We start from the raw sequence: 23534 nt of genomic DNA, 5'->3' as shown, positions 1-23534 counted from the left end.
CGGGCGGATCGGCGCGTGCGAATCGCTTTCAGGGAAACATAGGTTTAACCGGTCGCGTCTAGTGTTCGCGCGCTCGGAGCGAGCAGCTTTTGCGTGGCCGGGCCCGGCGATCCGCCGGGTGTGGGACGTGTTTAAAATTCGACCGAAGTCGGAGGCGTTTCCTTCGAACTTCGATGACATGACATTGCGGCCTGATATCCGTTTCGCGGCGACGTGTGGCAGCGTACCGAAACGTCGGGGTTTCCCCGCCGACGCTCACGCCTCCCGCATGAGGGACTTTGGATGAGCACTGACATCGACATGCTGACCCAGGCGTGGCGGTCCAATCGCAACACGAGCCTGTTTCTGGCGCGTCTCGAGGCGTCGCTCGATTATGCCCTTCAGCCCATCGTCGACATCCGCGACGGCACGGTGCAGGGCTACGAAGCACTGCTGCGCGGGGTGGAGGCGCTCGACTTCTCCAGACCCTGCGAGATCTTCGACTTCGCCGCGGAGATCGCCTGCCTGCCGCATCTGGAGGCGCTGCTGCATCGCAAGGCCATCGCCAAGTTCGCGCGGCTCGCGGATGCGACGAAAACGCGGCTGTTCCTCAACATCGACATTCGTACCCTGTCGCTGGCGCGCGATCCCCTCGCCCCGATCCTCCATGCGGCGCGCGAGCACGACCTGTCGCCCCGCAATTTCTGTCTCGAGATCCCGGAGCTCGACGCACGCGCCTCTGAAGAGCGTCTGCACACGGTCGTCGCCGCCGCCCGCGACGCCGACTTCAGCTTCGCCATCGCCGATTTCGGTCAGGGCCATTCCCAGTTGCGCCTGCTCTACCAGTACGATCCGGGCGTGCTGAAGATCGACCGCTTCTTCATCACCGCCCTGGAGAAGGACGCCCGCAAGCGTCTCTTCGTCTCGAGCGTCGTCGATCTGGCGCATGTGCTCGGCATTCAGGTCGTGGCCGAAGGGGTGGAGACGCCCTCGGAGCTGCGCGCCTGTCGCGACGTCGGCTGCGACCTGGTGCAGGGCTATCTCGTCGCGCGGCCCTTCACGGACCCGGGCGACGCGCGTACCTGCTACTCCGAGATCACCGAGCTTGCGCAACGCAGCACGTCGCGCCGGGGCGAGGATGCGGATCTGCTCAAGCGCGAGACCGTGACGCTCACCCCGATCCGTCAGTCGGCCGACGTCGCGGAGGCGCTGGAGATCTTCCGCGCCAATCCGACGCAGTCGATCCTGCCCGTGCTCGACGCCCGCGACGAGCCGCGCGGCATCATCCGCGAGTCCGATCTCAAGTCCTTTCTCTATCTGTCCTACGGCCGCGATCTGCTGATCAATCCGACCATCGACAATCATCTCAAGCGGTTCGTCCGCCCCTGCGCGATCGCCGACGTGAACGCGCCCGTCGCCCGCCTGATCGACATCGCCAGCGAGGAGCTGAGCGACGGTGTCGTCATCACCGACGGCGGGCGCTACCTCGGATGCCTGCTGCCCAACGCGCTGCTCAAGCTGTCGAACGAGGCGCGGCTCCGGATCGCGCAGGACCAGAACCCGCTCTCCAAGCTGCCGGGCAACGCCGCGATCTCCGATCACGTCACGCAGGCCTGCGGCCGCTCCGATGTCGAGCGCGCCTTCTGCTATCTCGACTTCGACAACTTCAAGCCCTTCAACGACGCTTACGGCTTCCGCATCGGCGACCGGGCGCTGATGATGATGTCGGACCTGCTGAAGCGCCGGCTCGACACCTCGCGAAATTTCGTGGGCCACATCGGCGGCGACGACTTCTTCGTCGGCCTCGCGGAATGGACGCCGGATCGCCTCGAAATGCTGATGCGGGACCTGCGCGCGGAGTTCGCCCGGCAGGTGGAAAGCCTGTATCAGGCGGACCACCGCAGGCAGGGCTATATCGTCGCCGAGGATCGCGCGGGCCGGCCCATGCGCTACCCGCTGCTGACCTGCTCCATCGCGGTGCTGCATATCCCCAAGGGATTGTCGATCGACAACCTCGACCTGCTGAGCAACCACATCGCCCGCCTCAAGAAACAGGCCAAGACCGCCGACAGCGGCCTTGCGCTCGGCACCTTCGGCAGCGCGGACGGGCTTCCAGATCCCGTCGCCACGCCGGTGACGCCGCTGCAGCCGTCGCTGACCGTGGTCTGATCACGGGCTCCCGGCGCGCGCCGCCGCAAGCCAGGCGAGGCTTTCGTCCGTGCCCCCGCGCGGGCGATACTCCGCGCTTGCCCATCCCGCGTAGCCGATGCGGTCGAGATAGGCGAAGAGAAAGGGGAAGTTCAATTCGCCCGTGCCCGGCTCGTGCCGGCCCGGCGTGTCGGCGAACTGGACATGCGCGATGCGCGGCAGCAGCGCGCCGAGGCGCGCGGCGATATCCCCCTCCATCACCTGCATGTGATAGATGTCGTATTGCAGGAAGAGATTGTCCGAACCGACCGCGTCCATCACCGCCAGCGCCTGAGCGGAGGTGGAGAGATAGAATCCCGGCATGTCGCGGGTGTTGATCGGCTCGATCAACAGGCGGATGCCGACCTCGCCGAGCCGCTCGGCGGCATAGCGCAGGTTCGCGACGAAGGTCGCCTCCAGTTCCAGAGGGTCGGCGTCCTCCGGTGTGATGCCGGCCAGACAGTTGAGCTGCCTGCAGCCGAGCACGCTCGCGTAGCGCAGCGCCGTCTCCACCCCGTCGCGAAACTCCTCCACCCGGTCGGGCAGGATCGCGATGCCGCGCTCGCCCGCCTCCCAGTCGCCGGGGGGAAGATTGTGCAGCACCTGTTCGACCCCCGCCGCGTCACGCGCCGCCACCAGGTCGGCCATCTCGTGGTCATAGGGAAACAGGAACTCGACGCCCTCGAAACCGGCCTCGGCGGCGGCCGCGAAGCGCTCGAGAAAGGGGCGTTCGGTGAAGAGCATGCTCAGGTTGGCGGCAAATCTCGGCATGGCGCCCCCACGCAAATGACTGACGCCGAAAAGCATAGCGCCGCGGCGGGCGGGTGCAACCCGGCCCGCCGAACCGTTTGATGCGTCCGCGCCTCAGGCGAGCAGCGCGCGGGCGATGATCGTGCGCTGGATTTCCGACGAGCCCTCGTAGATGCGGAAGATCCTGAGGTCGCGCAGGTAGCGCTCCAGCGGCCAGTCGCGCGTGTAGCCGTAGCCGCCGTGGATCTGCAGCGCCTTGTCGGCGATGCGCCAGGCGGCCTCGCTCGCGTAGAGCTTGGCCAGCGCGGATTCCTGCGAATAGCGCTGCCCGCTGCCGCGCAGGGTCGCCGCCTGGTGGCCGAGCGCGCGGGCGGCCGCCAGATCGGTCGCCATGTCGGCCAGCATCCATTGCAGGCCCTGGAAATCGGCGATCGGATGGCCGCCGACCTTGCGCTCCTTTGCATAGTCGATCGCCGCCTCCAGCGCGGCCGCCGCGATGCCGGTCGCCTGCGCGGCGACCTCGATTCGGCCGTTGTCGAGCACCTTCATCGCGGTGCGGAACCCGGAGCCTTCGGCGCCGAGGCGGTTTTCCGCCGGCACGAAACAGTCGAAGGACAGGCTGAAGACATGTCCGCCGCGCAGACCCATCGTCTTTTCGCACGGTCCGATGTCGATGCCCTCGGTGACCTTCGGCTCGACGATGAAGGCGCTGACGCCGCGCGCGCCGGCCTCACGGTCGGTCTTGGCATAGACCACAAGGAAGTCGGCCGCGCCGGCGTTGGAGATGAAGCACTTGGAGCCCTTGAGGCGGTAGCCGTCGCCCTCGGGCACGGCGAAGCTGCGCATGTCGGCGGGGTTGGAGCCCGCCTCCGGCTCGGTCAACGCGAAGGCGCCGAGCTTCGTGCCGGCGGCCGCATCGGGCAGCAGGCGGGCGCATTGCGCTTCGTCGCCGCCGATCAGCAGCGAATCGGTCGCCAGGAAATGCGCCGTCAGCATCGACGCGGTGGAGCCGCAGGCGCCGGCGATCAGTTCCACCGCCCGGTAGAGCGCCGGACCGGAAAGGGCGACGCCGCCGTGCGCCTCGGGCAGGTTCATGCCCATCAGGCCCATCTCGGCCATGGCCGGCAGATGGCAGGTGGCGAAGGCGCTTTCCTCGTCGAGACGCGCGGCCTGCGGCTTCAGCACGTTTTCGGAAAACTTCTCGATCTCGCGGACAATCGCAGTTTCGGCGTCGTTGAGGGTCAGGGTCATCACGCGTCTCCCGCATCGAGGTCGCCGAGGATCTCGGCTTCATGTTGATTGAGCCGGGGGGCGGAGCGGCCACCGCCGCGCGCCGCACCGGAGAAATGAACGGGCTGTTCGGGCAGCAACATCGCGCCGAGCGTCGAGTCCTCGACCGCCCGCGTCAGCCCGCGTGCCACGACCTGTTCCGAGCGCCAGGCCTCGCCGGCGGTGCGAATGGGCGCGGCGGGAATGCCCGCCTCGCCGAGGCGCTCCACCACCTGGTCCATGGTCATGTCCGAGGCCCAGCCCTCGATGAGGGTGGCCAGCGCCGGCTCGTTCTCGCGGCGCAGCGCATCGCTTGCAAAGCGCGGGTCGCAGGCCAGGCCCTCGTCGCCCAGCACATGGGCGAAGGCCTCGAACAGCCGGTCGTTGAGCACGGCCAGGGCGAAATGCCCGTCCGCCGCGCGATAGGTGCCGAAGGGCGCCGACAACGCGTGGCGGTTGCCGGTGCGCATCGGCTCGTCGCCGGCCAGGAGCACACGCGCGGCCGCCGTCGGCATCATGGACACGAGCGCGTCGAACAGCGCGAGATCCACGTGACGCCCCTGCCCGGTCCGTTCCCGGTCGTAGAGCGCGACCATGGCGCCGAAGGCGGCGAAAAGCCCGCCGGCCACATCGCCGACCGCCTCGCCGATCATGGTGGGCGGGCCGTCCGGCTCGCCGGTGACATGCATCAGACCCGACAGCGCCTGAACGATGATGTCATAGGCCGGCCGCTTCACGTCCGGCCCGGTCTGACCGAAACCCGAGACGCTGACATAGACGAGGCGCGGGTTGACCGCGCGCAGGTCGTTGGGGCCAAGCCCGAGGCGCGCCATCACGCCGGGGCGGAAGTTCTCGACCACCATGTCGGCGGAGCGCGCCAGCGCCTTGACCCGGGCGACCGCCTTCGGGTCCTTCAGATCGAGCGCGATGGAGCGCTTGCCCCGGTTCACCGTCTGGAACAGGAGGCTCTCGCCGTCGCGGAACGGGCCGATGTGGCGGTAATCGTCGCCCTTCGGTCCCTCGATCTTGATCACGTCGGCGCCGAGGTCCGCCAGCATCGCCGTGCAATAGGGCCCCGCCAGCACGCGGGTGAAATCGAGAACCCTTACCCCGTCGAGCGGTTTCGCCCCGTCGAGCGGTTTCGCCCCGTTCGCCTCGCTCATGCCGTCGCTCCTTGCGCCTTCGTGGTCCGGTCAGTCATCCGACGAGGATAGGCACGGCAGGGCTATAGCCAGAAATACAGTATTGTCATAAACTCAATAGATGTTGCCTATACCCTTGAGCTTCCGCCAGCTCGACTATGTGATCGCCGTGGCCGAGACCGGCAGCACGGCGGCGGCCGCGCGCCGTCTCAACGTGTCGCAGCCCTCGGTCTCGCTCGCGGTGGCGCGGCTGGAAGAGGTGCTGGGCCAGCCGCTCTTCCTGCGCGCCGCCGGTCAGGGCATGACGCCGACGCCCTTCGGCCGGGAGAAGCTGGTGGCGTTTCGCAGTCTCAGGGCGCAGACCCATGCGCTGCTCGCCGGCGCGGCCGAAGGCACGACCCTGCCGCCGACGCTCGATCTCGGCGTCTTCTCGACGCTCGGGCCGCGCTATGTGCCGCGCCTCATCCGGGCCTTTCGCGCGCAGGTGCCCAATGCCCGCGTGCGCCTGCACGAGGCGGATCTGGAAACGCTCCACCGCTGGCTGGAAGAGGGGCGGATCGATCTGGCTCTGGTCTACGACTTCGGCGCCGGCACCGAGGTGACGCTGACCCCGCTCGTCGAGGTGCCGCCTTATGCGCTGGTGGCGACGGACCACCCGCTTGCCGGGGCCGGGCGGGTATCGCTCGCCCGGCTCGTCGCCGATCGACTCATCCTGGTGAACCTGCCGCAAAGCCGCGGTTACTTTCTGTCGATCCTTCAGGCGCAGGGCCTGTCGCCGACCATCGCGCTGGAGACCGGATCGATCGAGATGGTGCGCTCGATGGTGGCGAACCGGCTCGGCGTCGGTTTGCTCGCGACCGAACTGCCCTATCGGCAGACCTACGACGGCGGGGACGTGGTCCATCTCCAGCTTGAGGAGCGCCTGCCGCCGCACCGCGTGGCGCTGGCGCGCGCGCAGCATCTGCCGGCGACCTGGGTCGCCGACACCTTCACCGAGGTCGCCAAGGTGATGCTCGGCGCGCCGGAGCAATCGACGGAAAGGGATGCGAACGAGACGTGACGCCGCTCAGCCCGGCAGGCCATCGAGGGCGATATCCAGCCCGAGATCGAGCACAGGGGCGGAATGGGTGATCCAGCCGACTGACACCAGATCGACGCCCGTCTCGGCGATCGCGGCGACCGTGTCCAGCGTCACGCCCCCCGAGGCTTCCAGCAGCACCCGCCCGCCGGCGATTTCGACCGCCTCGCGCAGGGTGTCGGGCGCCATGTTGTCGAGCATCACCACGTCGGGGCCCGCGTCGAGCGCCTCGCGCAATTGCCCCAGCGTGTCCACCTCGACCTCCACCTTCACCAGATGCCCGGCGAAGGCCCGCGCGGCCTCGATGGCCGCGCGCACGCCGCCGGAGACCGCGATGTGGTTGTCCTTGATCAGGATCGCATCGTCGAGACCGAAGCGGTGATTGGCCCCGCCGCCGCAGCGCACGGCGTATTTCTCGAAGGCGCGCAGGCCCGGCGTCGTCTTGCGGGTGCAGACCACCCGCGTCTTCGTGTGGGCGATGCGCGACGCGAAGGCCTGCGTCGCCGTCGCGACGCCCGACAGATGGCCGAGAAAATTGAGCGCCACGCGTTCCGCCGACAGAACAGCGCGCGCCGGCCCTTCCACACGCAGCGCCACATTGCCCGGCGCGACGGCATCGCCGTCGCTCAGGACCGGCTCGACCGCGATGGCCGGATCGCTCAGCCGGAAGGCGGTGGCGGCGATCTCCAGACCGGCCAGCACGCCCGGCTGGCGCGCGGCGATCACCGCCCGCGCGGTGAGGTCGGGCCCGAGCGTCGCCTGGGCGGTGATGTCGCCGGCCCGGCCCCAGTCCTCCAGGAGCGCGGCCTTCACCGCGTCCTCGATCATCAGCGCCGGCAGCACCGGACGATTGGCAATGGCGCTCATGACGTGTCTCCTTCGCGCAACCCTCGCGCCGCGACCGCCGCGCGTCCGGTCTCACTCTCGGCGGCCGCGCGCACCACGCGCTCCACGTCGCCCAGCGTCAGGAAGGACCGGCGGGCAAACGCCGGGTCCGCTTGCGGGAAATCGACGCGCCAGTGGCCGCCCCGGCTTTCGCGGCGCAACAGCGCGGCCGCCGCGATCACCTTGGCGGTCAGCATCATGTTGCGGATCGAGCGGCGGGTGCAGCGGGCTTCCAGCGCGTCGATCACGGCGAGCGCGCCGGTGAGCCCGTCCGCATCGCGCACCACGCCGACGCGGGCGCTCATGACCTCGCGCAACACGGTGATGGCGTCGCGCTCCACCTCGTTGCGCCGGGTCGCCTCCTGGATGCTGTCGTCGAGCTCCGGCCAGTGGGCGGTGCGCGGATTGGGCATCTGGTTCTGGATGTCCTCGGCGATGCGCGCGGCGAAGACCACCGTCTCCAGCAGCGAGTTGGACGCCAGCCGGTTGGCCCCGTGCGCTCCGCTGGAGGCGACCTCCCCGGCCGCCCAGAGATTGTCGAGGGAGGTGCGCCCGTTGGCGTCGGTCAGCACGCCGCCCATGTGGTAATGCTCCGCCGGCGCGACCGGGATCGGCTCACGGGTCGGGTCGATGCCCGCCGCGCGGCAGGCGGCGAAGACGGTCGGGAACTTGTCCGGGAAGGCCGCGCCCGGGGCCCTGCGGCAATCGAGGAAGGCGCCGCGCCCCTCGCGGATCTCGGTGGCGACGGCGCGGGCGACCACATCGCGCGGGGCCAACTCCTTGAGCGGATCGACAGCCTCCATGAAGCGGGCGCCGGCGGCGTTGACGAGCGTTGCCCCCTCGCCGCGCAGCGCCTCGGAGGCGAGCGGCGCCGGGTCCTGCCCGACATCCAGCGCGGTGGGGTGAAACTGCACGAATTCCGCATCCGCGATGATCGCGCCGGCGCGCGCCGCCATCGCCAGCCCCTGCCCGTTCGCCTCGCGCGGGTTGGTGGTCACCGCATAGAGATGGCCGACGCCGCCGGCCGCCAGCACCACGGCGCGCGCGGGAAAGGCCAGACGCTGACGATCGCCGCGCTTGCGCGCCAGCACACCGGTGACGAGGCGCCCCTCGTGCAGCAGTTCCTCGCCGAGATAGCCCTCCACGACGCGGATCGACGGCGTCTTGCGCACCGCCGCCACCAGCGCATCCATGATCGCGCGTCCAGCCATGTCGCCCTTGACCCGCACGATGCGATTGACCGAATGCGCCGCCTCGCGCGACAACTGGAGCCGGCCTTCCAGATCGGTGTCGAAGGGAACGCCGTAGCCGAGCAGGTCGCGGATGCGCTCGCCCGCCTCCTCGGTCATCAGCCGGACGATCTTTTCCGCGCAAAGCCCGCCGCCCACGGCGATGGTGTCTTCGGCATGCGCGGCGGCGCTGTCCTCGTCGGAGACGGCGGCCGCGATGCCGCCTTGCGCCCAGGACGAGGACGCGCCCTCGCCGATGGGGGCCGCGGAGAGCACCGTGACCGGGCGCGGCGCGAGCTTGAGCGCGCAGAACAGGCCGGTCAGGCCGCCGCCGAGAATGACGACATCGTCGATATGAGCGCTTGCGGGGGATGCGAGGGACATGAAACGAGGGTCCGGGATGAAGGGTCCGGCGTCCGGGGCGCGGCGGGGAGAGGATACGCCCCCGGCGGCCTGTCGCGGACGTCCCGCGCCCGGACCGTCACATGGCCCGGGCGCGCAGGAAAGAGCGCGCACAGGGGAGCGCGCCAGGGGAAAGCGCGACGCGCCTCAGCTCTTCAGGTGGATCATGCGCTCCACGGACTGGCGGGCGCGGGCGGCAATCTCGGGATCGACCGTCACTTCCTCGCGCATCTCCACCAGCGAATCCAGGATCTTCGACAGCGTGATGCGCTTCATGTGCGGGCACAGGTTGCAGGGCCGCACATAGTCGACGCCCGGCGTTTCCGAGGCGATGTTGTCGGCCATCGAGCACTCGGTGACCAGCATGACCTTCTTCGGCAGATTGGTCTTCACCCAGTCGATCATGCCGCCGGTGGAGCCGGAGAAGTCGGCCTCGTCGACCACCTCGGGCGGGCACTCGGGGTGGGCGATGATCTTCACGTCCGGCTCGATGGCGCGATATTCGCGCAGTTCCTCGGGCGTGAAGCGCTCGTGCACCTCGCAGGCACCGGCCCAGGTGAGGATCTCCACGTCGGTCTGGCGCGCGACATTGGCCGCCAGATACTGGTCGGGAATGAGCAGCACCTTCGGCGCGCCGAGGCTTTCCACCACCTGCACCGCGTTGGCCGAGGTGCAGCAGATGTCGCATTCCGCCTTCACGTCGGCCGAGGTGTTCACATAGGTGACGATGGGCACGCCCGGGTGCTTCTCGCGAAGCCCGCGCACGTCGGCGGCGGTGATCGATTCGGCGAGCGAACAGCCCGCCTTCATGTCCGGGATGAGCACGGTCTTCTCCGGGCTCAGGATCTTCGCCGTCTCGGCCATGAAGTGCACGCCGCACTGCACGATCACATCGGCATCGGTCTTCGCCGCTTCCTTGGCGAGCGCCAGACTGTCGCCGACGATGTCGGCGACGCCGTGGAAGATCTCCGGCGTCATGTAGTTATGCGCCAGGATGACGGCGTTGCGCTCTTTCTTCAGCACGTTGATCGCATGGATCACCGGCGCCAGCACCGGCCATTCGATCTCCGGCACGAAGTCCTTGACCTTCTCGTAGATCGGCGCGGTCTCGGCGGCGATCTCCGGCGTGTAGTCGAGCGCGGGACGCTCGACCGGGGCGAAGCCGGCGGCCGTGGCGTCGCGACGCGGCGCCCGCGTGGCGGTGGCGTGCGTGTCGGCAGAAAGAAGCGTGGTCGTCATGACGACCTCCCTTGACTGATCCGGGCGCGCCCGAAGGCGGCCCTCTCGACCCTGAGCGTCACGCGTCTTGTGCGGGGCGCTTTATGCTCATTATGAGCATAACCGGACGTTTAAAAAACGCGGCCTTAGCCGACGGTTGTGCTCGTTGTGCGTATATATAGGCCCGCCGACCCCGGTTGCCAAACTCTTTCTGCGGCCGCTCCGCCAGCAGGCGCGACACCGGAGACGGACAGCGGGGACCGATCCGGACGTGCCCGAACATCCATCACAGTATTTGATTGGTCTTGCCCGGTCGATCACGGCATCTTATGCGCAATGCGGTACGCGCCGCGCACTGACACGCCCCTCGTCCGGAATTGCCTCATGACCGCTTCCCCCCGCCCTGCCCGCTTTCGGGACGGCCCCAATGTGCCGCTGATCATCGTCTGCGGCTGTCTCATCGCGCTGATCGGCTTCGGCCCGCGCTCCGCGCTCGGTCTGTTCCTCACGCCGATGACCGAGGCGCGGGACTGGTCGCGCGAGGTGTTCTCGCTGGCGCTCGCCATCCAGAACCTGATGTGGGGCGCCGGACAGCCCATCGCCGGCATGATCGCCGACCGCTACGGCACCGCGCGCACGCTCACGCTCGGCGCGCTCGTCTATATCGCCGGGCTGGTGCTGATGGCTTACGTCGAGGCGCCGCTGTGGCTGCATGTCTCGGCGGGCGTCATGGTCGGGCTCGGCATCGCCTTTTCCTCCTTCTCGCTGGCGCTCGCCGCCTTCGGCCGCAGCGTCACGCCGGAAAAGCGCTCGATTGCCTTCGGCATCGGCACGGCGGCGGGCTCCTTCGGCCAGTTTCTCTTCGCCCCGCTCGGCCAGGCGCTGATCGACGGCTTCGGCTGGCAGACCACGCTGCTCATCATGGCCGGCATCGTCGCGCTGGTGCCGTTCCTCTCCGTCGCGCTCAAGGGCAAGCCGCAGGCCCTGCCGGCCCACGCCGGCGAGGCCGACCAGTCGCTCGGCGAGGCGCTGGCCGAAGCATTCGGCACGCGCGGTTTCCTGCTGCTGACCTTCGGCTTTTTCGTCTGCGGCTTTCACGTCGCCTTCATCACCGTGCACCTGCCGCCCTATATCGTGGATCTGGGGCTCGACCCGAGCTGGGGCGCGGTGGCCATCGCGCTGATCGGTTTCTGCAACATCTTCGGCGCGCTCGCCGCCGGCTACATTGGCGGGCGCTATTCCAAGCCCTATTTCCTGTCGCTGATCTACCTCGGTCGGGCGGTGGCCATCGCCGTCTTCCTGATAGTGCCGCCGACGCCGCTCGCCGTGCTCGCCTTCGCCGCGACCATGGGCTTCCTGTGGCTGTCGACCGTGCCGCCGACCTCCGGTCTCGTGGCCGTGATGTTCGGCCCGCGCTACATGGCGACGCTCTTCGGCTTCGTGTTCTTCTCCCACCAGGTCGGCGCGTTTCTCGGCGTGTGGCTCGGCGGACGGCTCTACGACCAGACCGGCTCCTACGACCCGATCTGGTGGGCGGGCATCGCGCTCGGGGTCTTCGCCGCCCTCGTGCACTGGCCGATCAAGGAACGCCCGGTGCCCCGGCTCGCCGGCACGCCGGCGGAGTGACGCCGGGCACGAGCCGCATCCACCGACGTCATCCCGGCCCCCGAGCCGGGATCCAATCCACGTCGCCAGGGTCGACGGCAGATGCCGGAACGCGGACGCATCGGCCCCACGCGGAACCGCAGAGGTTGCCAATGGATCCCGGCTCTCCGCTGCGCTGCGGCCGGGATGACGCGGAGTGTGGCGGCGGGTCCGCTTGCCAGGGGCGAGGCGGAGACGGACACGGCCGACACCGTGCCTTCGGCACGCTTCACCCCCACCGCGTGGCAAAAACCCACCGCAGCGAGACGGATGGCGTCTTTCCGGCTCTCCGTTGCGCTACGGCCGGAGTGACGCCGGGCGCAAGCCTCACTCACCGACGTCATCCCAGCCCCCGAGCCGGGATCCAATCCACATCGCCGGAGTCCACGGCAGATACCGGAACGCGGACGCATCGGCCCCACGCGGAACCGCAGAGGTTGCCAATGGATCCCGGCTCTCCGCTGCGCTGCGGCCGGGATGACGCGGAGTGTGGCGGCGGGTCCGCTTGCCAGGGGCGAGGCGGAGACGGACACGGCCGACACCGTGCCTTCGGCACGCTTCACCCCCACCGCGTGGCAAAAACCCACCGCAGCGAGACGGATGGCGTCTTTCCGGCTCTCCGTTGCGCTACGGCCGGAGTGACGCCGGGCGCAAGCCTCACTCACCGACGTCATCCCGGCCCCCGAGCCGGGATCCAATCCACATCGCCGGAGTCCACGGCAGATACCGGAACGCGGACGCATCGGCCCCACGCGGAACCGCAGAGGTTGCCAATGGATCCCGGCTCTCCGCTGCGCTGCGGCCGGGATGACGCGGAGTGTGGCGGCGCGCTTAACCCGCGATCTTGGAAAAATCCGCCACCGTGCGCGTCGCCTCGCGGATTTCGGCGAGCAGCCGCAGACGGTTGAGCCGCAGATCGGCATCCTCGGCATTCACCAGGATATCGTCGAAGAAGCGGTCGACGGGCGCGCGCAGGCCGGCAAGCGCCGTCATCGCGCCTTCGAAGTCTTCCCGGGCCAGCGCGTCGCGCATGTCGGCGCGCGCCGTGTCGATGGCCGCCGCCAGATCGATCTCCGCCTGCTCGACCAGATGGTCGGCATGCGGCGCGCCCTCGATCGGCGCGCCCTCCTTCTTTTCCTCCGCGCGCAGGATGTTGGCCGCGCGCTTGGTGCCGGCCAAGAGGTTCGAGCCGTCGTCGGTCGCCAGAAAGGCACCGAGCGCCTCGACGCGCTTCACCACCATCAAGAGATCGTCCTGACCCTCGAGCGCGAAGACCGCATCGATCAGGTCATGGCGCGCGCCCTCGTCCTTGAGATGGACCTTCAGACGGTCGCCGAAGAAGGCGAGGAGGTCGAGCGCGAGCGCCCCGTCCTGCGCGTCCATCGCCGCGTTGGCGGCCTTGAACCAATCCAGCAGGCGCAGCCGCAATCCGTTCTCCAGAACGATGCGGAGCACGCCCAGCGCCGCCCGTCTGAGCGCGAAGGGATCCTTGGAGCCGGTCGGCTTCTCGTCGATGGCCCAGAAGCCGGTCAGGAGATCGAGCTTGTCGGCGAGCGCCACCGCAATGGCGACGGGATCGCTCGGCACGTCGTCGGAGGGGCCTTGCGGCTTGTAGTGGTCCTCGATGGCCGTTGCGACGGAGGCATCCTCGCCCTGAAGCTCCGCGTAGGTGCGCCCGATCTGGCCCTGAAGCTCGGGGAACTCGTAGACCATCTGCGTCGGCAGATCGGCCTTGGCGAGACGCGCGGCGCGGCCGGCCTTGTCGACATCCGCGCCGACGGCCGGCGCCAGCGTGCGGGCCAGCGCCTCGAGCCGGTTGACCCGCGCGCCCTGGCTGCCGAGCTTTTCGTGGAAGACCACGTCGTCGAGCTTCGGCAGGCGGCTTTCCAGCGGCGCCTTGAGGTCCGTTTCCCAGAAGAACCAGGCGTCGGAGAGACGCGCGCGGATGACCTTCTCGTTGCCGGCGATGATCGTCTTGCCCCCGTCCGGGGCCTCGATGTTGGCGACCGCGACGAAGCGGTTGGACAGCGCGCCCGTCGCCGGATCCCTGAGCACGAAGCACTTCTGGTTCGCGCGGATCGTCAGGCGGATCACCTCGTCGGGCAATTGCAGGAAGGTCTCGTCGAAGCTGCCGGTCAGCACCACCGGCCATTCGACCAGTCCCGCGACCTCTTCCAGCAGGCCCTCGTCCTCCACGAGTTCGAGACCGAGCGCCATCGCCCGGTCGCGCGCGTCATGAGCGATGATGTCCTTGCGCCGGTCGGCGTCGAGCACGACCTTCGCCTTCTCCAGCTTGTCCATGTAGTCGTCGAGCCGGCGCACCTCGAAGGCGTCGGGCGCATGGAAGCGGTGGCCGCGCGTCGTCCTGCCCGAGACGATGCCGTCGACCTCGAAGAGCACCACTTCCGGCTCCTCGGTTTCGGGGCCGAACATGGCGACGATGGAATGCAGCGGCCGCACCCAGCGCAAGGTGCCGGTGCCCCAGCGCATGGATTTCGGCCAGGGGAAATCCTTCACGATTGCCGGCATGACCTCGGCGACGATCTCCGGCGTCGCGCGGCCCGGCTTCTCGATCACCGCGACGTAGAAGTCACCCTTCTTCGGGTCGGTGTGGATTTCGGCGTCCTCGATGGAGGCCAGCCCCGCACCGCGCAGAAAGCCCTCGACCGCCTTGTCCGGGGCACCGACGCGCGGGCCCTTTCGCTCCTCGCGCGTGGCTTTGGAGCCGGCCGGCAGCCCGGCAATCTGCAGCGCCAGACGGCGCGGCGTGACGAAGGCCTTGGCGCCCTCGTAGGTGAGCCCGGCGTCGACCAGCGCATTGGTCACGCGGGTCTTCAGGTCCTCGCCGGCCTTGCGTTGCATGCGGGCGGGAATTTCCTCGCTGAAAAGCTCCAGGAGAAGATCGGGCATGGGGCGTCTCGAAGGTTCGGGTGATCGGCGCGCGGGCGCGCCTTGCAGCGTCTGGCGATCCCGTTAGCAAGGGCCGTGCGAAATGTCACCCCTTGGCGCGCGGCAGGGCGACACGGAGCAGCGTCTACCAACCCCCGCCGCCGCCTCCACCGCCCCCGCCGCCGGAGAAGCCGCCGCCGCCGGAAAATCCGGAACTCGACGATTTCGGCGCCGGCACGGAGGAGGAGAAGCTTCCCGCCATGGCGCCGGCGGTATCCCCGAGGGATCCGGCGACGTCACCGATGTCGAAGCGGCCGCCCGAATACCAGGTCGGCGCGTAGCCCGCCGCGACCGCCGCGCCGGCGGCCGTCGCCAGCCACGCCTGAAACGCCCGGCTCCACGGCTTCTCGACACCGAGCGCCACCGCATAGGGCAACAGCGTCTCGAAATGCGACGGGCTCATCTCGGGGTGGCCGGCCATGTTCATCCGCTCTTCCTCGGCGACCTCGAGATACATCTTCAGCCCGTCGATCTCGTCCATCACCGCGCGCCCCAGCGCCGTGGGGGCGCCGAGCAGAAAGTAGAACAGCAGATTGACCGCCAGCAGTCCGACGGCGACCGCCGGCAGGAAGGGAAGCCCCTCGTCGGCCTCGAACACCGTGAGCACCCCGGATACCATGCCCATGGCCACGAAGGCGAAGAACACGAAGACGAGCGCGATGCGCGCGCCCAGACCGCGCGCGCGACGCAAGGAGCGGCCGATGTTCACCGAGGCAATGACCCCGAAGACCGTCAACATCGCGATCGGCACCAGCAGGACGATCTCGTCCTCGCTCAGGTTGCCGAAGGCGAGCAGCGCGAAGATCGTCAGCACGCTCAGCGCGATGCCCGGAACGAGATAGAGGCGGTTGGCCTTGAAGTAACGGTTGCGGTTCTCGTCTTCGATGGCGCTGCGGAAACGGCTCCCCAGCGACTTGACCGAGGTGCCGTTCGCCTCGTTGAGCGTCAGCGGCGCGCCGCGGCTGTCGAGGAACTTTCGAACAGCGGCCTCGCCATGCGGCAGGCCCGCCTGTTTGGCGGAGGCCTCCGCGCTGCGGATCAGCGTCAGATCGGCGTCGACATCCTCCAGCCGCAGATGGCCGTGGACCGCGAGGTTGAGGCAGGCGGCGGACAGCGCCTTCCAGCCGCCATCGCCGAAGCCCTTGTCGTGGACATAGGCCGCGAGCGCCGGCGACACGCCCTTCGGCGGCGCGAAGCGGGGAAAGACAACGCCGCGCGGCGGATCGCGACCGACGAGCCACCACGTGCCGAAGTAATAGACGAGCACCAGAAGACCGCCGAGACCGGCAAGCAGTTCGGCGCGATGATCGGAGAGCCAGTAGAGCGCCTTTTCATCCGCCGTCGGCTCGGCCACCGCGCCCTTCGGCAGGGCAACGACCACCGTCAGCCCCTCGCCGGCAGCCAACGCGCGCGTCGTCGAAAAGAGCACGCTCGCGGCGCCGTCCTCGGGGCGCGCGGTGAAGGCATCGCCGCGCGCGCCGTATCCCCCGGTGTAGGCCGTCCAGCGCTCGGCGGTTTCGCCGTCGGGGAGCACCACGCGGGCGACGGCCCTGTCGATCGGAAACGCCCATTGATTGCCCGTGACGTTCCAGTTCACCTCGTCGTGATCGTCGAAGAAGCGGATCTGGCGGGTGGTTTCGTAGCGGATGACATAGGTGTAGTCGCCCGGAACCCGCAGGAAGGTCTCCTCGCGGCCGATGTAGATGCGCACGCCGTCGCCGCTGGTGTTGACGCGATAGCCCTCCGGTTGGCCGTCGCGGCTGACCTCCAGCAGTTCGAAGCCGGCCCGCGCGCGCCGGCCGTCGGCGGTTTCGAAGACCAGCGGAATGTCGCGATAGATGCCCCGGCGGATGGCCTGCCCCTCCGCGCGCACGCTAATCGTCTCGGTGACGGTGAGCGTGCCGTCCCGCGCCACCTCGATGGTCGCGTTGAAGGCATGGATGCGCTCTTCGGCCCGCAGCGGCTGGGCAAGACACAGGAGGGCCGCGACGGCGAGTGCGATAACGACGAAGGGGGCGCGCGCGCTCATGACTGCCGCCCTCAGAAGGACACCTGGGGCACGGCCCGGGCTTCCGGGTCCTCGATCTCGAAATACTCCGCCTGACGGAAGCCGAACTGGCCGGCGACGAGGTTCGACGGAAAACTCTCGACCATCACGTTGAGCCCGCGCACCGCGCCGTTGTAGTAGCGCCGGGACATCTGGAGGGCGTGCTCGATCTCTTCCAGCGAGCCCTGAAGCTCGCGGAAATTGTCGCTCGCCTTCAGGTCGGGATAGGCCTCGGCCACCGCGAAAAGCTTGCCCAGCGCCCGGGTCAGCATGTCCTCGGCCTGCGCCCGGCCAGCCACGTCGTCACGGTCGACCCCGGCGGCCCGCGCGCGCATCTCGGTCACGGCCTCGAGCGCGGCGCGCTCATGGGTCGCGTAGCCCTTCACCGTCTCCACGAGATTGGGAATGAGATCGGAGCGGCGCTGGAGTTGCACGTCGATGCCCGACCAGCCCTCGCGCACCATCTGCCGCTTCTTCACCAGCGAATTGTAGAGATAAATGACGTAAAGGCCGACCAGAACGATCAGCCCGAGCACGATCCACGTCGTCATGTGCACAGCCCCCGAGCGCGGTCCACGGACGTGGCCGCAGGTGTCGCGAATGGGAATGCAGGTTAGTGCGAGAGCGCGGCGCTGTCACCGGGGGAGCGCCACCCTGAATCAGCCGGCCGTGTACCCCACCCCACCCGCTTCGGTTTCCAGGAAGGCGGCGCCGCAGGCCTTGGCGAGGTCGCGCACCCGCAGGATGTAGCTCTGCCGCTCGGTCACGGAGATCACGCCGCGCGCGTCCAGCAGATTGAAGGCGTGGGACGCCTTGATGCACTGGTCGTATGCCGGCAAGACCACCTGATGCACGGCCGCGCCGGCGGCCTCGCGCGCCTTGGCGCCGGCGTCGAGCAGGCGGCGGCACTCGTCTTCCGCGTCCTTGAAGTGGCGGAACAGCATCTCCGTGTCGGCATGCTCGAAATTGTGGCGTGAATACTCCTGCTCGGCCTGCAGGAAGACGTCGCCATAGGTGACCTTCTCCGCGCCCTCGCGGCCATTGTAGTTGAGGTCGTAGACGTTATCGACGCCCTGGATGTACATGGCGAGGCGTTCCAGCCCGTAGGTGAGTTCACCGGACACGGGCGAGCACTCGAAGCCCGCGACCTGCTGGAAGTAGGTGAACTGCGACACCTCCATGCCGTCGCACCAGCACTCCCAGCCAAGCCCCCAGGCGCCGAGCGTCGGGCTTTCCCAGTCGTCCTCCACGAAGCGGATGTCGTGCACGGACGGGTCGAGGCCGATGGCGTAGAGGCTTTGCAGATAGAGCTCCTGAAGGTTTTCCGGCGACGGCTTCAGGATCGCCTGAAACTGGTAGTAGTGCTGAAGCCTGTTGGGGTTTTCGCCGTAGCGGCCGTCGGTCGGGCGGCGCGAGGGCTGCACATAGGCCGCCTTCCAGGGGCGCGGACCGAGCGAGCGCAGGGTGGTGGCCGGATGGAAGGTGCCGGCGCCCACTTCCATGTCGTAGGGCTGCAGCACGACGCAGCCCTGGTCCGCCCAGAAGCGTTGCAGCGTCAGGATCAGGCCCTGAAAGGAATTTTCGGGGCGCATGTGCGCGGGCACCGCGTCGCTGGTCATCTCGTGCGTCCTTGCCGCTGACTGGGAAACCGGGGCGGCGCCGGGATCGGCGCCGCGACGCGGCGAGAGGTGCCATCATCGCCCTTCCCCGTCAAGCAAGGGGCGTCAAGCAAGGCCAATCAGGCAAGGGCGTCAGGCAGGGCGCGTCGGGCAGCCAGCGTCCGGCAGCCCGCGTCCGGCAGCCCGCGTCCGGCAAGGTTCTCCCGGCAGCCCCCGTTTCCCGGTCCCGACGCCGGCACGCCGCCCTGCCCCCCGGCTACCGGTCTCGGGCCCCCAGTCTCTTGCCCCCAATCTCTTGCCCAAACCCCTTTCGCACTCCATATCTCCAGAAGCTATAGAGTTCAAAGCGATCGCAAAGGGAGTTGTCATGCTGTCCATCGGCGCCTTGTCGAGGGCCACCGGCGTCAAGGTGCCCACCATCCGCTACTACGAGCAGCAGGGGCTCATCGATCCCCCCGCCCGCTCGAACGGCAACCAGCGCCGCTATCCGCCCCAGGCCCGCGACCGGCTGTCCTTCATCCGCCACGCGCGCGATCTCGGCCTTCCGCTGGATGCCATCCGCGAGTTGTTGAGCCTGAGCGAAAATCCCGAGATGCCCTGCGCCGACGCGCATCGCATTGCCGCAACGCATCTGGCGGAAATCCGGGCCCGGATTGCCCGGCTTCGGCGCCTGGAGAGCGAACTCAAACGCATCACGAGCACATGCGACGCGGACACGGTCGGCGACTGCTACGTGCTGCAATCCTTCGCCGACCACAGCCTGTGCGACAAGGAGCATTGACGGCGCGCACCCGGAACCTGGGGCACCGCACCGGGCGTTCCCGCGGCGCGCTCAATCCTTCGGGCGGTAGCGCCCCGTCTCGGGATCGCGTTCCAGCGTCTTGACCGCCTTGCCGTCGGTGGCCTTGCGCGCGGCCTCCGACACGCGGCGTTCGACCCGGCCCATCTCCCGGCGCACGGCGCGCATCAGAAGGTAACCGCCGACCGCAAGCGCCGCAGCGCCCAGAACATTCACCATCCTCGCCTCCACCTTGCCGGTCCGGTCGCCGGGCCGCACGCGCTCTCGCTCGCGCGACGCCCCGCACCATGCCATGCGCCCCGGTTACAATCCATAGCGCGCCCACAGCGCGCGGACTTCCAGCGCGGTCAGCGTTTCCTCGGCCAATCCGCTCGCCAATCCAGCCCCTTGGCCGCCCCCAAAAGCACGCGCCAGCATGTCGGCATCGACGCCCACGCCCTGCCGCCGGCCGAACAGCGAGCGGGGTGCGGTGATCAGCGGCGTCTTGACCTTGTCGCCGAAGCGGTCGCGCACCACGGCGCGCAGGTCACCGAGCTGATCGATCAACCCGAGATCGCGTGCCCGCGCTCCGCTCCAGAACAGGCCGGAAAAAAGATCCGGCCCATCGCTCAGCACGTCGCCGCGCCGGGCCTTGACCAGATCGATGAAACTCTCGTGCACCTCCTGCTGGAGGCTCTTGAGATGGCGCACGTCCTCCTCCCGCTCGGGGCGGAAGGGGTCGAGGATCGCCTTGCTCTCTCCGGCGGTGTGCACGCGGCGCTCGATGCCGAGCTTCGCCAGCGCCTCGGGAAAGCCGAAGCCGGCCGACACGACGCCGATGGAGCCGACCACCGACGAGGGGTCGGCATAGATCTCGTCGCCGGCGATGGCGATCATGTAGCCGCCAGAGGCAGCGACATCCTCGACGAAGACGAGAACTTCCTTCTCGTGCTCCTTCGCCAGCGCGCGAATGCGCTCGTGGATGAGCCGCGACTGCACCGGCGAGCCGCCCGGCGAATTGACGATCAGCGCCACCGCCTTGCCCGGCATGGCAAAGGCCTTGTCCAGCGGCTGCGCGACGCTTGCCAGCGTCAGACCGGGGCGCAGCGGGGTCGACATGCCCACCGCGCCCTGAAGACGCACGACCGGGACGACCGGCGGAACCTGACCGAGCTTGCCGGGGAGATACTTTCGCACAGCTTCGAACACGCGGATTTCCTTGTCTGCGGGGTGGGGTCTCTTGTCCCTGCGATATAGGATCACCGGCCCGGCGACGGAAGACGCCGCCGCGCGCTAGCCGTTCGGCGGGCCGCCGCCCGGCGCCGCCAGCGCCGCCTTCACGGCCAGGAAATCGCGCCAGGCGAAGCGTTTCTGAACGGGGTTGCGCAGCAGATAGGCCGGATGCAGCGTCGCCATGGCCTTCACCGGGCCCGACGCCATCGGCAGTTCGAGCCAGCGCCCGCGCAGGCGCAGGATGCCCTCGCTCGTTTCGGTCAGCGCCTTGGCCGAGGCGCCGCCGAGAAACACCACGATCTCGGGCGCCACCAGTTCGATCTGTCGCAGCACGAAGGGCTTGCAGATCTCGGTTTCCTGCGGGCTCGGTGTACGGTTGCCGGGCGGACGCCAGGGCACGACATTGGTGATATAGACCGCCTCGCGCGCAAGCCCGATGGCGGCGAGCATGCGGTCGAGCAACTGCCCCGAACGCCCGACGAAGGGCAGGCCCTGACGGTCTTCCTCGCGCCCCGGCGCCTCGCCGATGAACATCACGCGGGCGTCCGGCGACCCGTCGGCGAAGACGAGCGACTTGGCGGTCAGGCGCAGATTGCAGCCGGTGAACTGACCGAGCGCCTCACGCAGCGCCTCCAGCGACGGCGCCTGACGGGCCAGCGCCCGCGCCGCGCCGACCGCCTCGTCATCGGGCAGGACGGCATGATGCGTCGGCTCCAGCGGGCCGACCGGCGGCGGGGCGGCATGCGGCGCGACGGGCGCCCCCTCCGGCGTCTGCCGGGTCGGTGGATGGGGGGCCTGATATCCGCTCCGGGGCGACGTCTGGAGCGACGTCTGGGGCGAAATCTGGGGCGGCGCCTTTGCCTGCCGGCTTGCCTGCGACAGGGCGAAGGCATCCACCGGGTCTTCCGCCAGCCACGCATCCGCGCCCGCCGCGATCTGGAAATCGAACAGCGCGGCGAGCACGCGCCCGACATCGAGGGGCGGCACGCCATCCGTCCCGACCGGATCGGCGGTCGGGGTCGCAAGCGGCTGTGAGGGCGGAGACGGGTCGCGCGGATCCATGCCTCTCGTTGTGCCGCATCCCGTGCCCGCGCGCAACGCCACGCCCGCCCTGGCACGTCGGTCGCGCGGCAAAACTCTCACCTTACGTAAACGGCAATATCGACGTCTTGCCACCGGAACGCCATTGCGGCGTCTTTCGCACTGCACTAAACAGGCAGGCATAGTGGACAGGGCACAGTGCGGGGAGAGACAGATGAGCGAGGCGGACGCGCTTCCGGAACGCGAGAGCATGGATTTCGACGTGGTCATCGTCGGGGCGGGCCCCGCGGGACTGTCGGCCGCGATCCGGCTGAAGCAGATGGCCAATGAGGCCGGCGAGGAGTTGTCCGTCGTCGTGCTGGAAAAGGGGTCGGAAGTCGGCGCGCATATTCTGTCGGGCGCGGTGGTCGATCCGATCGGCGTCGACAAGCTGCTGCCGGGCTGGCGCGAGGAGGCGGACACGCCCTTCAAGACGCCGGTGACCGCCGACCATTTCCTGGTGCTGGGGCCGGCCGGCTCGATCCGCCTGCCCAATCTGTTCATGCCCAGGCTCATGAACAACCACGGCAATTACATCGTCTCTCTCGGCAACGTGTGCCGCTGGCTGGCGGAAAAGGCGGAGGCGCTCGGCGTCGAGGTCTATCCGGGCTTCGCGGCCGCCGAAGTGCTCTATGACGACGCGGGCCGCGTGGTCGGCGTCGCCACCGGCGACATGGGCGTGGGCCGCGACGGCAAGCCCAACGCGAATTTCACCCGCGGCATGGAGCTGCGCGGCAAATACGTGCTGATCGGCGAAGGCGTGCGCGGGTCGCTCGCCAAGGAGCTGATCGCGAAATTCGATCTCGACGCCGACAGCGACGTGCCGAAATTCGGCATCGGCATCAAGGAGCTGTGGCAGGTCAATCCGTCCAAGCACCGGCCCGGCCTGGTCCAGCACTCCTTCGGCTGGCCGCTCGACAACAAGACCGGCGGCGGCTCGTTCCTCTACCACCTGGAGGACAATCAGGTCGCGGTCGGCTTCGTGCTGCACCTCAACTACAAGAACCCCTATCTCTCGCCCTTCGACGAATTCCAGCGGTTCAAGACGCATCCGGCGATCCGCGAGACCTTCGAGGGCGGCAAGCGCATCTCCTACGGCGCGCGCGCCATCACCGAGGGCGGCTTCCAGTCCGTGCCGAAGCTCTCCTTCCCCGGCGGCCTGCTGATCGGCTGCTCGGCCGGCTTCGTCAACGTGCCGCGCATCAAGGGCTCGCACAACGCGATGCTGTCGGGCATGCTCGCCGCCGAACAGGTCATGGACGCGCTCAAGCGCGGCGAGGCGAACACCGAGCTCACCGGCTTCGACGCCGCCTGGCGCGAGAGCGAGATCGGCGCGGACCTGAAGAAGGTGCGCAACGTCAAGCCGTTGTGGTCGCGCTTCGGCACCGTGCTCGGCATCGCGCTCGGCGGGCTCGACATGTGGACCAACGAGCTTTTCGGGGTGTCCTTCTTCGGCACGATGAAGCACGGCAAGAGCGACGCGGACAGCCTGGAGCCGGCGGACAAGCACACGCCCATCGCCTATCCCAAGCCGGACGGCGAGGTCTCCTTCGACAAGCTGTCCTCGGTGTTCCTGTCGAACACCAACCACGAGGAGGATCAGCCGATCCACCTCAAGGTGGCGGATCTCGACCTGCAGAAGGCGTCGGAACACGACGTCTATGCAGGCCCCTCCAACCGCTACTGCCCGGCCGGCGTCTACGAATGGGTCGAGGAAGGCGAGGATGCCCCGCGCTTCCAGATCAACGCGCAGAACTGCGTGCACTGCAAGACCTGCGACATCAAGGACCCGAACGGCAACATCACCTGGACGGTGCCGGAAGGCGCCGGCGGTCCGAACTACCCGAACATGTGACGCAGGCCGGCGCCCGTCGACGGCGCGCCGAGCGCAGGCATGTGATCGAGAGGAACTCAGGAAACGGCGGGCCCGCGACACGGCGGCCCGCCGCTTTGCGTGGGACCGTCTGCCTTCGTGGCCGCGTCGTTTCAGGATCGGCTTTCCCGGGTCTCGGTGACCGTCGGTTTGGACCGCTGCCGACCCGTGT

At 68.7% G+C, this 23534-nt stretch carries 18 protein-coding genes; 5 read left to right on the top strand and 13 right to left on the bottom strand.

Annotated features, from left to right (window positions below):
• Positions 1–282 precede the first annotated feature (282 nt).
• Positions 283–2148, top strand: a complete 1866-nt coding sequence (locus ABL312_RS02020; protein ID WP_349359709.1) for a GGDEF domain-containing protein — start codon at positions 283–285, stop codon at positions 2146–2148.
• On the opposite strand, the gene hyi is transcribed toward ABL312_RS02020, so the two are convergent.
• The 3 genes from hyi to ABL312_RS02005 all read right to left on the bottom strand — a co-directional run bounded on the left by hyi (position 2149) and on the right by ABL312_RS02005 (position 5348).
• Positions 2149–2937, bottom strand: coding sequence for a hydroxypyruvate isomerase (gene hyi / locus ABL312_RS02015; RefSeq protein ID WP_349359707.1), 789 nt, complete (start codon positions 2935–2937; stop codon positions 2149–2151).
• Between the two features lie 93 nt (positions 2938–3030).
• Entirely contained in the window at positions 3031–4167 is a 1137-nt protein-coding gene (locus ABL312_RS02010; protein ID WP_349359706.1) for an acyl-CoA dehydrogenase family protein, read from the bottom strand.
• The gene (locus ABL312_RS02005) at positions 4167–5348 is read right to left on the bottom strand and encodes a CoA transferase (protein WP_349359705.1); all 1182 of its coding nucleotides are present in this window, start codon (positions 5346–5348) and stop codon (positions 4167–4169) included. Before ABL312_RS02005 ends, ABL312_RS02010 begins: the two co-directional genes overlap by 1 nt.
• A gap of 100 nt (positions 5349–5448) precedes the next feature.
• Between ABL312_RS02005 and ABL312_RS02000 the strand changes: the two genes are divergently transcribed.
• Entirely contained in the window at positions 5449–6387 is a 939-nt protein-coding gene (locus ABL312_RS02000; RefSeq protein WP_349359704.1) for a LysR family transcriptional regulator, read from the top strand.
• Positions 6388–6393: 6 nt separating this feature from the next.
• Here ABL312_RS02000 and nadC read toward each other — a convergent pair whose 3' ends face one another.
• The 3 genes from nadC to nadA all read right to left on the bottom strand — a co-directional run bounded on the left by nadC (position 6394) and on the right by nadA (position 10160).
• Positions 6394–7272 (bottom strand): carboxylating nicotinate-nucleotide diphosphorylase, encoded by an 879-nt coding sequence (gene nadC / locus ABL312_RS01995; protein WP_349359703.1) that lies wholly within the window; start codon positions 7270–7272, stop codon positions 6394–6396.
• Positions 7269–8903, bottom strand: coding sequence for an L-aspartate oxidase (locus tag ABL312_RS01990; RefSeq protein WP_349359702.1), 1635 nt, complete (start codon positions 8901–8903; stop codon positions 7269–7271). The genes nadC and ABL312_RS01990 overlap by 4 nt, the downstream gene beginning before the upstream one ends.
• A 165-nt stretch (positions 8904–9068) precedes the next feature.
• Positions 9069–10160 (bottom strand): quinolinate synthase NadA, encoded by a 1092-nt coding sequence (nadA, locus tag ABL312_RS01985; RefSeq protein WP_349359701.1) that lies wholly within the window; start codon positions 10158–10160, stop codon positions 9069–9071.
• A gap of 363 nt (positions 10161–10523) precedes the next feature.
• Here nadA and ABL312_RS01980 point away from each other — a divergent pair, with 363 nt between their 5' ends.
• Complete coding sequence (locus ABL312_RS01980; protein WP_349359700.1) at positions 10524–11765, top strand: MFS transporter; 1242 nt, start codon at positions 10524–10526, stop codon at positions 11763–11765.
• Positions 11766–12614: 849 nt separating this feature from the next.
• On the opposite strand, the gene glyS is transcribed toward ABL312_RS01980, so the two are convergent.
• The 4 genes from glyS to ABL312_RS01960 all read right to left on the bottom strand — a co-directional run bounded on the left by glyS (position 12615) and on the right by ABL312_RS01960 (position 18371).
• The gene (glyS, locus tag ABL312_RS01975) at positions 12615–14693 is read right to left on the bottom strand and encodes a glycine--tRNA ligase subunit beta (RefSeq protein WP_349359699.1); all 2079 of its coding nucleotides are present in this window, start codon (positions 14691–14693) and stop codon (positions 12615–12617) included.
• Between the two features lie 124 nt (positions 14694–14817).
• Complete coding sequence (locus tag ABL312_RS01970) at positions 14818–16761, bottom strand: DUF2207 domain-containing protein (RefSeq protein WP_349359698.1); 1944 nt, start codon at positions 16759–16761, stop codon at positions 14818–14820.
• An 11-nt stretch (positions 16762–16772) separates the two neighbouring features.
• On the bottom strand, positions 16773–17330 hold the full coding sequence (locus ABL312_RS01965; RefSeq protein ID WP_349359697.1) for a LemA family protein: 558 nt from the start codon (positions 17328–17330) through the stop codon (positions 16773–16775).
• A gap of 108 nt (positions 17331–17438) precedes the next feature.
• On the bottom strand, positions 17439–18371 hold the full coding sequence (locus tag ABL312_RS01960) for a glycine--tRNA ligase subunit alpha (protein WP_374730195.1): 933 nt from the start codon (positions 18369–18371) through the stop codon (positions 17439–17441).
• Positions 18372–18765: 394 nt separating this feature from the next.
• On the opposite strand from ABL312_RS01960, the gene ABL312_RS01955 reads away from it, so the two are divergent.
• Complete coding sequence (locus ABL312_RS01955; RefSeq protein ID WP_349359695.1) at positions 18766–19179, top strand: helix-turn-helix domain-containing protein; 414 nt, start codon at positions 18766–18768, stop codon at positions 19177–19179.
• Between the two features lie 51 nt (positions 19180–19230).
• Here ABL312_RS01955 and ABL312_RS01950 read toward each other — a convergent pair whose 3' ends face one another.
• The 3 genes from ABL312_RS01950 to ABL312_RS01940 all read right to left on the bottom strand — a co-directional run bounded on the left by ABL312_RS01950 (position 19231) and on the right by ABL312_RS01940 (position 21396).
• Positions 19231–19416 carry a hypothetical protein gene (locus ABL312_RS01950; protein ID WP_349359694.1) on the bottom strand — a complete coding sequence of 62 codons (186 nt, stop codon included), beginning with the start codon at positions 19414–19416 and terminating at the stop codon, positions 19231–19233.
• Positions 19417–19500: 84 nt separating this feature from the next.
• Positions 19501–20385, bottom strand: coding sequence for a S49 family peptidase (locus tag ABL312_RS01945; RefSeq protein ID WP_349359693.1), 885 nt, complete (start codon positions 20383–20385; stop codon positions 19501–19503).
• An 84-nt stretch (positions 20386–20469) separates the two neighbouring features.
• A complete protein-coding gene (locus ABL312_RS01940) occupies positions 20470–21396 on the bottom strand; it encodes a uracil-DNA glycosylase (protein ID WP_349359692.1) in 927 nt (308 codons plus the stop codon).
• 268 nt (positions 21397–21664) lie between these two features.
• Between ABL312_RS01940 and ABL312_RS01935 the strand changes: the two genes are divergently transcribed.
• Complete coding sequence (locus ABL312_RS01935; protein WP_349359691.1) at positions 21665–23344, top strand: electron transfer flavoprotein-ubiquinone oxidoreductase; 1680 nt, start codon at positions 21665–21667, stop codon at positions 23342–23344.
• Positions 23345–23534 lie beyond the last annotated feature (190 nt).

The organism is Stappia sp. (assembly GCF_040110915.1).
GTDB lineage: Bacteria > Pseudomonadota > Alphaproteobacteria > Rhizobiales > Stappiaceae > Stappia.
The sequence above is the reverse complement of the archived record's forward strand: the minus strand, read 5'-3'. Positions and strand labels throughout refer to the sequence as shown.

Bases quoted from the DNA above. Each gene is read 5' to 3' on its own strand.
- glyS (WP_349359699.1), bottom strand. From the start codon at position 14,693: ATGCCCGATCTTCTCCTGGAGCTTTTCAGCGAGGAAATTCCCGCCCGC.
- ABL312_RS02000 (WP_349359704.1), top strand. From the start codon at position 5,449: ATGTTGCCTATACCCTTGAGCTTCCGCCAGCTCGACTATGTGATCGCC.
- ABL312_RS01960 (WP_374730195.1), bottom strand. From the start codon at position 18,371: ATGCGCCCCGAAAATTCCTTTCAGGGCCTGATCCTGACGCTGCAACGC.
- ABL312_RS01990 (WP_349359702.1), bottom strand. From the start codon at position 8,903: ATGTCCCTCGCATCCCCCGCAAGCGCTCATATCGACGATGTCGTCATT.
- ABL312_RS01965 (WP_349359697.1), bottom strand. From the start codon at position 17,330: ATGACGACGTGGATCGTGCTCGGGCTGATCGTTCTGGTCGGCCTTTAC.
- ABL312_RS02005 (WP_349359705.1), bottom strand. From the start codon at position 5,348: ATGAGCGAGGCGAACGGGGCGAAACCGCTCGACGGGGCGAAACCGCTC.
- hyi (WP_349359707.1), bottom strand. From the start codon at position 2,937: ATGCCGAGATTTGCCGCCAACCTGAGCATGCTCTTCACCGAACGCCCC.
- nadC (WP_349359703.1), bottom strand. From the start codon at position 7,272: ATGAGCGCCATTGCCAATCGTCCGGTGCTGCCGGCGCTGATGATCGAG.
- ABL312_RS01955 (WP_349359695.1), top strand. From the start codon at position 18,766: ATGCTGTCCATCGGCGCCTTGTCGAGGGCCACCGGCGTCAAGGTGCCC.
- ABL312_RS01980 (WP_349359700.1), top strand. From the start codon at position 10,524: ATGACCGCTTCCCCCCGCCCTGCCCGCTTTCGGGACGGCCCCAATGTG.
- nadA (WP_349359701.1), bottom strand. From the start codon at position 10,160: ATGACGACCACGCTTCTTTCTGCCGACACGCACGCCACCGCCACGCGG.
- ABL312_RS01950 (WP_349359694.1), bottom strand. From the start codon at position 19,416: ATGGTGAATGTTCTGGGCGCTGCGGCGCTTGCGGTCGGCGGTTACCTT.
- ABL312_RS01970 (WP_349359698.1), bottom strand. From the start codon at position 16,761: ATGAGCGCGCGCGCCCCCTTCGTCGTTATCGCACTCGCCGTCGCGGCC.
- ABL312_RS02020 (WP_349359709.1), top strand. From the start codon at position 283: ATGAGCACTGACATCGACATGCTGACCCAGGCGTGGCGGTCCAATCGC.
- ABL312_RS01935 (WP_349359691.1), top strand. From the start codon at position 21,665: ATGAGCGAGGCGGACGCGCTTCCGGAACGCGAGAGCATGGATTTCGAC.
- ABL312_RS02010 (WP_349359706.1), bottom strand. From the start codon at position 4,167: ATGACCCTGACCCTCAACGACGCCGAAACTGCGATTGTCCGCGAGATC.